Consider the following 13,538-nt stretch of genomic DNA (forward strand, 5'->3'; position numbering starts at 1 on the left):
TTACCAGCGTGAATAGTGGTCCTCGGTCACGCCTGCCAGTTGCGTGACGATGCGTTTCGGCCCTTCCGGCTCGCTGCGTACCCAGCCGCTGAAGTGGCCCACCGGCTGGATGTAGCGGCTGGCAGCTACCAGCAGGTTGCGGTCCTGGCGGCGCGCGCCGTCGGGGGTAAAGAACAGCTCCAGCTGGTCGTCTTCGGTGAAGATGTGCCAGCGCTGCATGGGGTCGTGCGGGTCGAAGATGAAATGCGCAGGAGCCAGCGGCACCACTTCGCCATCGATCCAGAGCGCATTTTCGTGGCCGCCGAAATAGCCCGATTGCAGGTTGAAGCCCATTTCCAGGTTGTGCCCGGAGGCCCAGCGCCACGAAGTTTCACGTGCCAGCAGGCCGTTCGAATAATCGAAGCTGGCCACGCCTCCATCGAGCTTGTATTGGTCGCGGAAGGTGCGTATTTCACCGTTCAAAGGCATGCCGGGCGACTTCTGCGTGCCGTGCAGCGCCCCGCCCGCCACCGGCCCTGTCGCCAGCAGCAGCGGCGCGATCGGCGGCCCGAATTCTGCGTCGATCTCCATGTAGGGGCAGCGCAAGGCCAACTGGAAGCGTTCGCCTTCCAGCGGTTCGATGCTGACCTGGGCGCTGCGCGTGCGGAACCAGCTTGCCGCGCCGGCGTGCTCGCCGACGCCGACCGACATCCGGCCCGGCAGGCCGTCTTGCGAGAAGTTGGCCATCATATCGTTGTCGTTGCGATCGAAGGCGTAGGCGAAGCAGGTGCTGGTCCAGCCCAGGTCGACGATGGCAACTGCCGCCATCACCTGCTCCGAAACCAGCGAGACGTAATGCCATTTCTTGTGATGGAAGCGGCGCCACAGTCTGCCGCGCGCATGCTCGCCAGCCAGCAAATGCCAGTCGAAAGATTGCGTCGCGCCGGAAAAGCGGCCCAGCAAGGGCTTGCCGTCGGTGCCCACCACGCGTTGCGGCGCCGGGGCGAGCTTCATTGTTCGACTCCCTGGCCGTCCAGCTCCGCCTGCAGCGTGGCGGCGAATCCGGGCGGCTCGCTGGCCTGCACCTGCACCTGCGGGCAGCCATGCCAGTTGGCCAGGCGCTGCACCGCGCCGGCAACGTCGCGCACGAAGCGCTCGCTGACGCGGGCGCCCGGCTCCAGCACCAGGTTTTTCAGTTCGAACGTGCCGCCGCGGCGATGCGCCTTGGCGTCGATGCGGCCCACTAGTGCGCCGCGGCGCAGGATAGGCAGCGTGAAGTAGCCGTAGCGGCGCTTTTCGGCTGGCGTATAGCACTCAAGCCGGTAATCGAAGTCGAACAGGTCCAGGGCGCGGCGGCGGTCCCACACTACCGGGTCGAAAGGCGACAGGATGGTGGTGAGCGTCGGCGACAGGCTGCCTTCGGCTGCCGCTTGCGCCAGGTCCGCCAGGTCGTGGTGGATGTACACCGGGTCTTTCCATCCGTCGACGCGGGCGCGCAGCAGCAAGCCTTCCTCGGCCAGCGCTTCGAGGTCGGGACGCGGCGGCTTGGTGCGGTAGTAATCGGCCACCCAGGCGCTGCGCGCAAGACCCAGGGCGCGCACCGATTTCAGCGCCAGTTCGCGCCGGGTTTCATCCATGCCGGGCATGCGGCTGTCGTCCCAATCCGGCAGCACGCGCTCGGCCAGGTCGTACACGCGCTGGAAATTCTGGCGCCGCGCGATCATCAGCTCGCCGGCGGTGAACAGCACTTCCAGCGAGCGCTTCTCCGGCTTCCATTCCCACCATCCGCCGCCCTTGCCGTCGGTACGCTCGAAATCGGCGGAGCGCACCGGCCCATTGCTGCGGATATGCTGCAGCACGCGCTCGACGTCGGCGCGCCGTTCCTTCATCCACTGCGCCGAATACTTCCATCCCATCGCGCTCGGATCGACCATGCGATGGCGCAGCAAGCGGTAATCTTCGATCGGCACGAAGCACGCTTCATGCGCCCAGTATTCGAACAGCGCCCCTTCGGCCAGGTGCTCTTCCAGCCAGGGCTGGGGATAGTCGCCCAGGCGGCTCCACAACACCAGGTAGGGGCTGCGCGCCACCACATGGATGGTGTCGATCTGCAGCACGCCCATGCTGCGGATCGCTTCCAGCACGTCGCCTTTCTGCGCCTTGCGCCGGCGCGGTTGCAGCAGGCCTTGCGCAGCCAGGTGCAAGGCACGTGCCGCGGCGAGGGAGAGATTCAGTTCGGTCAAGACTCGATTCCTGTAGGGTGTGAACGCCTATTCTAATAGCGAATTGACAGTATTTCTTGGCATTTTGCGAATGATGGTGGCTGCCAGGCAGCATTGATCCGTTTTTTTGACCCCGCTGCCGGGGTTTGAGTGCAAAATAAGCCTGTGCCAACATCCACCGCCCGTCAGATTTTCCGCAAGCTGTATCGCATGATACTGCTGCCCTCTTTCACGCTGGTTTTGCTGGTGGTAATGTGGGCCGACGTGTTCTACCAGCTCAGGCAGGACGCTGAAAGTGCGCATTACGACGCCGTCCAGCACAGCCATTCGCTGGCGCGCACGCTGGCCGAGCACTCCGGCCATTTGCTGCGCCAGGCGGACCATGCCACCCAGCTTTTCAAGCTCAAGTTCGAAGAAACCAACGGCGCCCTGCGCCTGCCCGAATTCAGCAAACGCGGCGGCCTGCTGGACTCCGTCATGCCGGCCCGCCTCGAATTGCCGATCGCCCTGATCGACGCCAACGGCAAGCTGGTGGAGAGCATGCACGGCGTTTTCCCGGCCAATTCGGCCAACCTGGGATTCTTCAAGGCCCTTGCCACGACAGCCGGCGACGCAGCCCTGGTCACCAACCCGATGGTGGAACCGATCACCAGGAAGTGGCAAATCCAGATCGCACGCCGGCTGGACGACAAGGCTGGCAAGTTCGCCGGCGTGATCGTGCTGATGATCGACCCGGCCTATTTCGTCGAGGACTACGACCGCCTGCACGTGGACGAAGGCGGGCTGGTCATGCTGATCAGCCGCGACACCGCCCTGGCTACCGGCCGCGTCGACGAGAAGCTGTTCATCACCGACACCATCGACTACGTCGCGCCGGCCGACCCGGTCAACCTGCCGGAAGAACTGCTGCTCAAGACCCCTATCGACAAAACGGAGCGCATCTACGGCTTTCGCGACATGCCGCGCTACTCGCTCACCGCCGTGGTGGGCGACGCCAAAGAGCACGCGCTGGCCAAGTACTATAGCCAGCGGCGCCTGTACTTTGGCGTCACCGCCATCGTTTCGGTGGTGGTGCTGGTATTCAGCCTCCTGCTCACGCAGCAGGCGCAGCGCCTGCGCGAGAGCACCCGCGAAGCGACCTACGCGCGCGAAAAGCTGCACGCCGCCGTCGATGCCAGCCTTGACGCCCTGTTCCTGATCAAGGCCTGCCGCGCCGGCGGCAACGCCGGCGCGATTACCGATTTCATCCTGGTCGACGTGAACGAGCGCGGCGCCCGCATCCTCGGCCACTCCTCCGACGACGCGCTGGGCAAGCGCATGGGCGACATGCTTCCCCTCTGGCATAGCGAGGGCATGTTCGACAAATGCATGGGCGTGATGCGCACCGGCGAGCCGCTGGAAGAGGAATTCGAATCGGCTGTATTCGGCGAACCGCTCTGGCTGCGGCACCAGATCGTCGCCATCGAGGACGGCGTCGCCGTCACCGCGCGCAATATCACCGAGCGCAAACGTTCGGAAATGGCCGTGCGCCAGAACCAGGCCGAGCTGCAGGCTGTCAACGATGCCTCGCCGCTTGGCCTGGTGCGCGCTGACAAGGACGGCAAATGCACCTACGTCAACCGGACATTCGAAGCAATCACCGGCATGCCGCGCGACGCGGCGCTGGGGGACGGCTGGTTCGATGCCGTCCATCCCAACGACCGCGACATGCTGCGCGCTTCGCTGCGCCACCTGAATACGACCCAGCAGGCCTTCCAGGAAACCCTGCGCTGCGTGCACCCGGACGGCAAGATAGTCTGGACCTCGATCAAGGTGGCCCCGATCGTGATCGACAATGCAATAGCCGGCTATGTCGGAACGCTGGACGACATCACGCTGGTGCGCAAGTCCGTCATGGCCCTGCGCGAAAGCGAGGCCCGCCTGCGCACCATCGCCGATACCCTGCCCGCCATGATCGCCTACGTCGACTTCGAAGAGATCTATCGCTTCCACAACCTCGCCTATGAGCGTGAATTCAGCAAGACCGGCCTGCAGGTCACGGGCCGCACGGTGCAGGAAACGGTCGGCGAGAAGCGCTATGCCTTGCTGCAACCCTACATCGCGCGTGTCTTGCGCGGCGAGACCCTGACCTTTGAGGAAGAAGACGATACCGGCGACCACCTGCGCACTTACGACGTGGTCTACATTCCGCAGCTGGACGAAGACGGCATCACCGTGATCGGCTTCCACGTGATGCGCCAGGACGTGACGGCGCAAAAGCGCGAGAAACAGCGCCTGCTCAAACTGTCGCAAGTCGATGCGCTGACCGGGCTCACCAACCGTGCCGGCTTCCTGCAAAAATTGAGCGAGACCATGGCGGCCTGCCGCGAAGGCAGAAGCCTGATGGCGGTGATGTACCTCGACATCGACCGTTTCAAGCCGGTCAACGATACCTACGGCCATGCGGTTGGCGACGCGCTGCTCAAGGCGTTTTCGGCGCGGCTGTCCAATACCGTTCGCGCCAGCGATACCGTGGCGCGCCTGGGCGGCGATGAGTTCACCATCATCATGGACCATATCTCCAGGACCGAGGACGCCGCCGTCACCGCGTCCAAGATCGTGCACGCCATGCAGCAACCTTTCGAGCTCGATGGCATCATGGCCAATGTCTCGACCAGTATCGGCCTGACCTATTACCGCGATGAAGATCTCAGCCCCGCAGAATTGCTGAAACGTGCCGACTTGCTGTTGTATGAAGCCAAACAGGCTGGACGCAATACCTTCCGCAGCGGCGAGCCGTTGCCGGCAATACGCTCTCCGAACGCGGCCTGACCGGGATCAAGACATCGGACAGCCGTTTGCGCTATATTTGCGCTTCCCACGCCCAGCCTTACATTTCATGCGCCTGCTGCACACTTCCGACTGGCACCTTGGCCAGTCGCTGCATAATTTTGACCGCCACTACGAGCACCAGCGCTTCCTGGACTGGCTGCTGGACACCATCGTGTCCGAACAAGCCGATGCCTTGCTGGTGGCCGGCGATATTTTCGACAACGCCAATCCTTCGGCGGCCTCGCAGCGCCAGCTTTACAGCTTCCTTCAACAAGCCCGCGCCCGCGCGCCGCAGCTTGACATTGTCGTCATTGCAGGTAATCACGACTCTCCCGGCCGCCTTGAAGCTCCCGGCCCTTTGCTGGAGGTGCACGGCACGACCGTGGTGGGCTACCCGCACCGCGGCGCGGACGGCAAGATCGACATGGAACGCATGCTGGTGCCGCTGACCGGCAAGGACGGCGCCGTGGCGGCCTGGGTCCTTGCCATTCCCTTCCTGCGCCATGGCGACGTGCCGCGCTTGCCGGTCGTGGAAGTCGCCGCCGGCGAGGACGTCGCGCCGCAGCCCGATCCCTACCTTTCCGGCATCGCGGAACTGTACCGCCAGGCGCTGGAACTGGCGGCCGCCCGCGCTGCCGAAGGGCAGGCGATTGTCGCAATGGGCCACTGCCATATGGTCAACGGCACCATGTCGGCCGATTCCGAGCGCCGCATCGTCATCGGCGGCACGGAGATGCTCCCCACTGGCATTTTCCCGCCGCCGATTGCCTACGCGGCGCTGGGCCACCTGCACCTTGCCCAGCAAGTCGGCCCGCATGCGCACATCCGCTACTGCGGCAGTCCGATCCCGCTGTCCTTTGCCGAAACGGGCTACCGGCACCAGGTCCTGCGCATCGACCTGGAAGGCGCACAGGTGGCGGAAATAAGCGTCCTGCCGGTCCCGCGTGCCGTGCAATTGCTGCGCGTGCCGGAAAAGCCGGCCACGCTGGAAGAGGTGAAAGCCGCCTTGGCCGCCATCGACCTGCCGGAAGCACCATTGGAACAGCAGCCGCTGCTCGAAGTACGCATCAAGCTCACCGCGCCGGAGCCCGGCCTGCGCGCCGCCGTCGAAGAAGCGCTGCAAGGCAAACCAGTGCGCCTGGCGAAAATTGAAACGTCGAGCGCCGCCCGCGCTTCCTTTGCAGAAGCCGCCCTGTCGCTCGACCAGTTGGCTACCCTGCAGCCGGACGACATCTTCAAGCGCCTCTACCAGCAACGCTATGGCACCGAAGCGCCCGCCGAACAACTGGCAGCCTTTGCGGAACTGGTGCAGCCATGAGAGTCCTGCGCATCGCCGGCAAGAATCTTGCCTCGCTGGCCGACGAGTTCTGCGTCGACTTCACCGCCCAGCCGCTCTCCGAAGCGGGCCTGTTCGCCATCAGCGGCCCGACCGGAGCCGGCAAGAGCACCCTGCTCGACGCCCTGTGCCTGGCGCTATACGACGACACCCCGCGCCTGCACAAGGCGGACGGCAAGACGCCCGACGTCGGCGACCCGGTGTCGTCGCAAGACCCGCGCACCTTGCTGCGCCGCGGCGCCGCCGAAGGCTGGGCCGAAGTCGACTTCGTCGGCAACGATGGCGCATCCTATCGCGCGCGCTGGAACGTCTGGCGCGCCCGCACCAAGGCCGCCGGCGCTTTGCAGCCAACGAGCATGACGCTGCACAAGCTGCCGGGACTGCAGCCGCTGGGCCATAAAAAGACCGAGGTCATGGCGGAAATCGTGCAGCGCATCGGCTTGAGCTTCGAGCAGTTCACGCGCGCCGTGCTGCTGGCGCAGAACGAGTTCTCGGCCTTTCTCAAGGCCAGGGACGACGAGCGCGGCGCCCTGCTGGAGACCCTGACCGGCAGCGGCATCTATAGCGAAATCTCAAAGCGTGCTTTTGAACGCTGGCGTGCCGAGGAACTGGCTTTGAAGGCCCTCAGCGCAGGACTGGCGAACCAGCAACCATTGTCGCCGGATCAACGCGCCGCAATCGTCACCCAGGCCGAAGCTGCCGAAACAGCGCTGCACGCCGCGGCCCGGCGCGTCGCAACGCTGGAAGCCGAACTGCGCTGGCACCAGCAAGCCGAACGCCTGGCTGCGGCGGCACAGCAGGCGCGCGAACAGCTCCAGCAACGACAGCAGGATTCCGACGCCGCAGCGCCGCGCCGCGCGATGCTGGCGCAACTGGATGCCGTGCAACCGGCGCGCGCACTGGACGATGAAGTGGTCCGCCTTGCAGCCGAACGCGCCGCCACTCAAGCGGCGATTTCCCTCGCAGAGCAGGAAGCCGAACGCACTCGCCTGGCACTGGAAGTGCTGGGCGGCGATGTCCATCAGGCCGGCGCCGCGCTGGCCGCGGCCGAAGGCGCGCAGCAGGACGCGGTGCCGCTGCTGGACCAGGCGAAAGTACTCGATGTGCGCCTGGAATCGTTGCAGTCGGCCGTCACCCAGGCTACCAGCGCCCGCGACGCCTCAGCCCAGGCCGACGCCGCGGCACGCACCGCCCTGGCCGCACGCGAAGCGCAGCAACAGGCCCTCGCCGACGAGCAGCACGATTGCGAACAATGGCTGGCCGCGCACCAGCACTGGTCGGCGCTGGCCCGCGACTGGGCGCGCTGGGATGTGCTGTTTGCGCAGGCCGGCCAGCAAGCCGACCGCGCCGATAAACACTCGCAAGCGCTGGCCGCCGTGCAGCAAACCGCCGCCCGCCAGCGACAGGACGAACACCAGGCGCGCAACGGCTTCGCTGCCGCCACCGAGCGTTTGCGCCAGGCCGAATCGCAGCGCGAGCTGGCCACGAAAGCGCTGGCAGGCATCGATGCCGACAGTAACGCCCGGCAGCGCCAGCACCTCGACCGGCGCCGCATGCTGCTGGCAGAAGCAAACGCCGCCTGGCAAGAGCTGGCGCAGCTCGGCACCCGCCAGCAGGACCTGGCGACGCGCAGTGCTTTACTGCAGGCTGCCCGCGACAGTGCCGAAGCCGAAGCCGCCGCTGCCCGCCAAGCCAACGCCGCATTGTTCGCCGCCTCGGCGCAGGCCGAACGCTCGCTGAAACTGGCCGAAGCGGCCACCGGCGAAAGCGTCGAAAAGCTGCGTGCCACGCTGCAGGACGACTGCCCCTGCCCGGTTTGCGGCTCGCATCAGCATCCATACCGGAACGAGGATGGCCCGCTGCACGCCATGCTGGCGCAACTGCTGGCCGAAGTGCACGACTGCCGCGACAAGCTGCAGCGCAATGTCAAGCACGAGGCCGAGCAGCAGGCCCGCCTCCAGTCCAGCATTGAACAGTTGGCGGCTATCGGCGTCGAGCAGCACAGCATCGGCAACGCGCTGGCCAACGTCCAGCCCCGCTGGCAAGCTGCGCGCGCCGCCCTGGCGGAGCACGCCGGCCAGGCTGGCGGCGACGAGGACAATACCGGCTGGCTCGCCGCGCATGCAGAGGCGCTGCAATCGGCATTGCACGCCCTGGAAGGCCAGGAACAGTCCCACCGCCAGGCCGCCCGCGTCCGCGAGGTCGCGCAAACTGCCTGTGAACAGGCAAACGCCGATTGCAGTCGCCACCAGCAGGCCCTGTCCGCAGCCCAAGCCGCCCTGGCCCAGGCCGAAGCGCAGCACAAAGCCCTGGACCAGCAGCGTATCGACACCGCCCTGCAAATTGCCGACCTGCTCGACCAGCTTGACGCCCCGTTGGCACGCGACGGCTGGCAAGACGAATGGAAGGAAAGCCCGGCGCGCTTCCACGAGCAGCGCGCGCGCGAATGCAGGCAATGGCAGGCGCAACGCCAGTCCGCGCATGAGCGCAGCAACGCAATTGCCGCCCTGTCCATCGAGGTGCAGTCCTTGCGCGCCGCCCAGGAACGCTGCGCTGCCGAAGCCCTCGCCACGCAGGCCGCTGCCGAAGCAGCGTGCGCCGCACGCGACGCCGCGGCCGCCGAACGCCAGGGGCTCTGGCAAGGCCGCCCAGTGCGCGAAGTGGAATCCGAATTGCGCGCCACAATCGACGCCGCCCGCACCGCCCTGCAAGCGCGCCAGGAATCGGCCCAGCAGGCCGCCCAGCAGCGTACCCGCGCCGACGAAATCCACGTGCAGGCCAGGCAACGCCTCACCGCACTGGACGCCGCCGCGGAAAATGCCGACGCCCGCCTGCAAGCCTGGCTCACCGACAACCAGCCCCTGGGCATCGAAAGCCTGGAAGCACTGCGCGCCCTGCTCGCCCACTCCCAGCAGGCGATCCGCGACGAACGCATCTTCCTGCAGGCGATCGACCAGGCACTGGCATCCGCCAATGCAGTGCAAGCCGAACGCGAAGCGCAACACGCCGAACACCTGGCCGGCGCGCCCGAAGGCGAGCAACGCAGCGCTGCCGAACTGGAACAGGCCCTGGCGGCCCTGCAGGAAGAGCGCAAGCGAGCGCACGACCATGCCGCCGCCCTCAAGCTGCAACTGGCGCAGGACGACGACCGCCGCAAAGCCGCAGAAGCCCTGCTGGCCGACATCGCGCGCCAGCAGGAAACGGAACGCCGCTGGGCGCAACTGAGTGAGCTGATCGGCTCGGCCGACGGCAAGAAGTTCCGCAACTACGCCCAGCAATTCACGCTGGACGTGTTGATCGGCTACGCCAACGCCCACCTGTCGCAACTGGCGCCGCGCTACCAGCTCGAACGCATCGACAACCCCGCCCAGCCTTCGCTTGGACTGCTGGTGCGCGACCTGCACATGGGCGATGAAAAACGCTCCGTGCACTCGCTCTCTGGCGGCGAATCGTTCCTGGTATCGCTGGCCATGGCGCTCGGCCTGGCTTCGCTCTCGTCCAACCGCGTGCGGGTGGAATCGCTGTTCATCGACGAAGGCTTCGGCAGCCTGGATGCGGAAACCCTGCGCGTCGCCATGGACGCGCTGGATGGTTTGCAATCGATGGGGAGAAAAGTGGGCGTGATCTCCCACGTGCAGGAAATGACCGAACGGATCTCTACCCGGATCGTGGTGCAGCCCGCAACCAGCGGCCGCAGCGCAGTCTCAGTCAGCTAAGCGCAAGGTGCGCTGGTCCTGCTTGACGCGCACCATTTCCCAACCGAGTTCGCGGCGGATCTGTTGCGGGTCGGGCAAGGGACGGCGTTCTTCCTGGCGCGACTGCAGCCAGTTGCGCACTGCTTCCTTGCTTGGTTGCCTGGACTTTTCCATCGTAAACCTCCATCGGCATGAGTCACTCCTTCAACGCAAGAAGTGGCCGCCAGTTGACGGAAAGCGCCTGCCAATTTGTTATGATGTGTAAATGGGAATCGGCGCCATATCATCGTCGGGCAGCTACGCGCCGCAGGCAAGCGCACCTGCGCGCAGCGCTACGCGCAGCGAATCGACCCAGCAGCAATATTCCCCCGAAGACCAGGCAAAAATCGACCAGCTCAAGGCGAGCGACCTCAAGGTGCGCCAGCATGAGCAGGCCCACCTTGCCGCCGCCGGCAGCCTGGCCACCTCAGGCGCCACTTACACCTACCAACGCGGTCCGGACGGCGTGAATTATGCCGTGGGCGGCGAAGTCAATATCGACACCTCGCCCGGCCGCACGCCCGAAGAAACCATCGACAAGGCGCGCCAGGTGCAGGCGGCGGCGCTGGCACCGGCCGACCCGTCCGGCCAGGACCGCAGCGTGGCCGCGCGCGCCGGCCAGATGGCGCTGCAAGCCCAGGCCGAGCTTTCGGCGAAGCAACAAACAGTCCAGCATGCCTACGGTCTTTCCGAAAAGCAAGCAACGATTGATATCTTTGCCTGATAAAATCGTTCTTTTGCCCGGAGTCTAGGCCATGTTCCTGAAAGCCCCACGCACCCTCACTTTCAAATGCGCAAAATGCAGCAAAGCAGTTAAGGTTGCATTGCAGAAAACTTCTGCGTGCTCGCACATTACGCCGTACTATGGTGTCTGCACCTGCGGGGAAGTGAAACTGCACGCTACCGGCGCCGCGGAAGCCGTCAAGTCCTACCTGGAATCGAACGGTTTGTGGACTCATCATCATTGATCAACCTCAAGAAATCCGGAAACTTGCCGTATCAGGGGTAGTACACCCAAAAGGTTTCTTATCATGAACCCTCTGAATTCGATCGGCCCTCGCCAATACCAGAACTCTTCCTTGTCCCCTGCCACCTCGCAGGCAGACAGCAAGCCTTCGCGCGCCAACCCAGTGAAGAATGTGAGCGCGGATAGCGCAGTCTCCCTGTCCAGCAATGCAGTCGACCTGCAAAAACGGGTCGACCAGCTGGGCAACAGGACGGTCGACATGGCGCAAGACCTGGTTGGCAGCTTTGCAAAAAGTTTACTGGGCGACAACGCCAAGGGCGCCAGGATCTCGTTTGACTCGGTCTCGCTGGAGTCGAACGCCAGTTTCGCCGCGGGCGCGCTGCATACCGCCAGCGCCAACGGCGTCTCTGACGCGCTGGGATTCAGCCTGGACGAGAACTCCCACTTTCTCGGCAAAGGCACCATCACCACCGCCGACGGCCGCAAGCTGAACTTTGAAGTCGAAATCCAGTACGAAGCCAGGATGAGCGCAGGCGCGGCCTCCAACATGGCGGCGCGCCGCAAGGACCAGGCCGATCAGAACCCGGCCATGCCGCTGCCGGAAGTGGAATTCCCGGACATCGACTTCCCAGGCAGCCTGGCCGACCTGTTCCGCCTGATGGACCGCAATATCAGCGCCACGCTCAAGCAGCAGAACGAACAGGGCCAGGAGAGCGACGCCGGCAACCTGACCATGCGCTTGCTCAAGCTGGTCGATTCGGAATCGTCGCTGGATACCTACCTGCCAGCCAACGCAAGCGAAAAGGCCAAGGCTTACGGCCGCCTGCAATCCGAGCCAGGGCAAGCTGCGGAACTTGCACACGCCGCCAACGCCGCCCGCCAAGCTGCGCGCAACGGCGAAATCGACCCGCCAAGCGAGGACATCGATCCGCCGGCGCCCGAGATTGACCCGCCCGCAACCAATATCGATCCACAAGACGCCGCCGCGCCGATCGATCCACCGCAGACCGCCGCCGTGCCAATCGACCCGCCGGTGCCGGCAATTGCGCCGGCGCCGGCAATTGCGCCGGCGCCTGAGGAACCGCCAGCCGCTTAAGCCCGCGTATAATGGCATCCTCCTGACGAAACCGCCTTTTCAGGCGGTTTCGTCGTTTACCCTTCGGCCACTATGCAAGAAATCCACTGGACAGAACAAGGCGAGCCGCGCTCCGCGCGCTGGCGCTCCGAATCAGGCAACCCTCCGCCCAAGCGCGTGCAGGTCGCCGACGACACCATGAACGCCGACGTCGCCTATCGCCTCGCCTGCGAAGGCACCGCCCTGCTGTGGCGCGGCGATTTCCAGAACGCGCGCCAACTGCTGCAGGCGCTGGCCCGGCGCGCCGACCATAAGACAGCCAAAGGCGGCAAGGGCCGCAAGGCGGCTGCCGCCAAAACCCCGGCCAATGCCACTGAAGCTTTCCACCTGCACCGTCAGGCCCAGTCGCAGCGCGCCCGCACGCTGGCCATGCTGCTGATCCCTTTCGAACCCGGCTACCGCATCCCCTTGCGCCGCGCGCCTGACGTGGCGCTGGCCTGCAACGAAGCTTATGGCCGCGGCGAAGATGCCTTCGTGATTTCCCTGCGCGAGCTGCAAGGCCTGATCGGCGCCCACGAATGGCGCAAGGCTGGTGTGCCGGTGGCTGCGCTGGGCGAACGCATCCATCCTCACTATGGCGTATTCTCTCCGCTGCGCGGGGAGTATGTGCAGCTGGTGGCCGATGCTCCACTGCCGCAAGGTGCTTTGGAACTGGCTTTTGATATTGGCGCTGGCACCGGCGTGCTGTCCGCATTGCTGGCGAAGCGCGGCGTGAAGCACGTGGTCGCGACAGATGTGGACAAGCGTGCCCTTAGCTGCGCGCGAGACAACCTTTCCCGTCTGATGCTGGACAACCAGGTCGAGTTGCTGGAGGCGGACCTGTTCCCGCCCGGCCAGGCGCCGCTGGTAGTCTGCAACCCGCCATGGGTTCCGGCACGCCCGAATTCCTCGGTCGAACATGCGGTCTACGACCCGGACAGCCGCATGCTGCGCAGCTTCTTGTCGGGCTTGAAGGCCCACCTGACGCCAGGCGGCGAAGGCTGGCTGATCCTGTCCGACCTGGCCGAGCACCTGGGCCTGCGCTCGCGCGCCGAACTGGAGGCATGGATCGCCGCCGCCGGACTGAAAGTGCTGGGCCGGCTCGACGCCCGTCCAGTCCACCCGAAAGCCAGCGACGCCAGCGATCCACTGCATGCAGCCCGGTCGGCAGAGATTACTTCGCTGTGGCGCCTGGGAATCGCATAAATCGACCTTGCAGAACCGCGACGTGCGAGCTATAATGCTTGCCTCAGACGCGGGGTGGAGCAGTCTGGCAGCTCGTCGGGCTCATAACCCGAAGGTCACAGGTTCAAATCCTGTCCCCGCAACCAGATTCAAAAAGCCGTTGCCTTCGCAACGGCTTTTTCCATTTTGG

The 13,538-nt window shown here is 65.2% G+C and carries 9 protein-coding genes and 1 tRNA gene; 7 read left to right on the plus strand and 3 right to left on the minus strand.

From position 1 onward, the window contains the following. Positions 1-993, minus strand: coding sequence for a DUF2804 domain-containing protein (locus tag ACN9MZ_RS19825; RefSeq protein ID WP_426162506.1), 993 nt, complete (start codon positions 991-993; stop codon positions 1-3). Then, positions 990-2,222 (minus strand): winged helix-turn-helix domain-containing protein, encoded by a 1,233-nt coding sequence (locus tag ACN9MZ_RS19830; protein ID WP_426162507.1) that lies wholly within the window; start codon positions 2,220-2,222, stop codon positions 990-992. Before ACN9MZ_RS19830 ends, ACN9MZ_RS19825 begins: the two co-directional genes overlap by 4 nt. A 144-nt stretch (positions 2,223-2,366) precedes the next feature. Here ACN9MZ_RS19830 and ACN9MZ_RS19835 point away from each other — a divergent pair, with 144 nt between their 5' ends. The 3 genes from ACN9MZ_RS19835 to ACN9MZ_RS19845 all read left to right on the plus strand — a co-directional run bounded on the left by ACN9MZ_RS19835 (position 2,367) and on the right by ACN9MZ_RS19845 (position 10,064). Then, positions 2,367-5,012, plus strand: a complete 2,646-nt coding sequence (locus ACN9MZ_RS19835) for a diguanylate cyclase domain-containing protein (protein ID WP_426338662.1) — start codon at positions 2,367-2,369, stop codon at positions 5,010-5,012. A 67-nt stretch (positions 5,013-5,079) separates the two neighbouring features. Then, positions 5,080-6,330 carry an exonuclease SbcCD subunit D C-terminal domain-containing protein gene (locus ACN9MZ_RS19840; protein ID WP_426338663.1) on the plus strand — a complete coding sequence of 417 codons (1,251 nt, stop codon included), beginning with the start codon at positions 5,080-5,082 and terminating at the stop codon, positions 6,328-6,330. After that, complete coding sequence (locus ACN9MZ_RS19845; RefSeq protein ID WP_426338664.1) at positions 6,327-10,064, plus strand: AAA family ATPase; 3,738 nt, start codon at positions 6,327-6,329, stop codon at positions 10,062-10,064. The genes ACN9MZ_RS19840 and ACN9MZ_RS19845 overlap by 4 nt, the downstream gene beginning before the upstream one ends. Here the strand turns inward: ACN9MZ_RS19845 and ACN9MZ_RS19850 are convergent. Beyond that, positions 10,053-10,217 carry a hypothetical protein gene (locus tag ACN9MZ_RS19850; protein ID WP_426318543.1) on the minus strand — a complete coding sequence of 55 codons (165 nt, stop codon included), beginning with the start codon at positions 10,215-10,217 and terminating at the stop codon, positions 10,053-10,055. The genes ACN9MZ_RS19845 and ACN9MZ_RS19850 overlap by 12 nt on opposite strands. 91 nt (positions 10,218-10,308) lie before the next feature. Between ACN9MZ_RS19850 and ACN9MZ_RS19855 the strand changes: the two genes are divergently transcribed. From ACN9MZ_RS19855 to ACN9MZ_RS19870, 4 genes are all read left to right on the plus strand, one after another. Next, a complete protein-coding gene (locus tag ACN9MZ_RS19855; protein WP_426162513.1) occupies positions 10,309-10,806 on the plus strand; it encodes a putative metalloprotease CJM1_0395 family protein in 498 nt (165 codons plus the stop codon). Between the two features lie 307 nt (positions 10,807-11,113). Next, positions 11,114-12,145, plus strand: coding sequence for a hypothetical protein (locus ACN9MZ_RS19860; protein ID WP_426338665.1), 1,032 nt, complete (start codon positions 11,114-11,116; stop codon positions 12,143-12,145). Between the two features lie 72 nt (positions 12,146-12,217). Next, a complete protein-coding gene (locus tag ACN9MZ_RS19865) occupies positions 12,218-13,369 on the plus strand; it encodes a methyltransferase (RefSeq protein WP_426338666.1) in 1,152 nt (383 codons plus the stop codon). A 48-nt stretch (positions 13,370-13,417) separates the two neighbouring features. Next, positions 13,418-13,494: transfer RNA gene (locus tag ACN9MZ_RS19870), tRNA-Met, on the plus strand. The last annotated feature ends 44 nt before the right edge of the window (positions 13,495-13,538 follow it).

Origin of the sequence: Pseudoduganella sp. S-14, from assembly GCF_049913285.1 — a bacterium.
GTDB lineage: Bacteria > Pseudomonadota > Gammaproteobacteria > Burkholderiales > Burkholderiaceae_D > Rugamonas.